At 52.5% G+C, this 379-nt stretch carries 1 protein-coding gene; it reads right to left on the reverse strand.

Annotated features, from left to right (window positions below; translation table 11 throughout):
• A partial coding sequence (locus tag OC23_RS10370; RefSeq protein WP_038344659.1) for an amidohydrolase family protein occupies nt 1–379 on the reverse strand: 379 nt, incomplete at both ends.

Here is a 379-nt window from a genome sequence, read left to right on the forward strand (position 1 = left end):
TCATCAGTCAGTGCGATGCTTTCAGCAACCTGATGCTCTTCACGTACCAGTTCGATGAATGTGTCGTTGACCGGTAACCCATAGAACTGCGGGCCGTTTACAGAACAGAATGCTTCAAAGTGCTGCAGAGCATTCATCTCTTCAAAGACGGTAGCGTAACTTCCCAGCGCGGTTGGGGCGTTGAAGCAGCCCGCGCAGCCGCAGCTGCTCTCTTTGCGATGACGTGCATGTGGCGCAGAATCCGTACCGAGGAATACTCGATTAAAACCGCTGGCGACTAGTTCACGCAATGCCTGTTGGTGAATATTGCGTTTGAGGATGGGTAGACAATACAGGTGCGGACGCACGCCACCAACCAGCATATGGTTGCGGTTAAACA

Origin of the sequence: Acinetobacter sp. A47, assembly GCF_000805455.1 — a bacterium.
In the GTDB taxonomy this organism is placed as follows: Bacteria; Pseudomonadota; Gammaproteobacteria; order Pseudomonadales; family Moraxellaceae; genus Acinetobacter.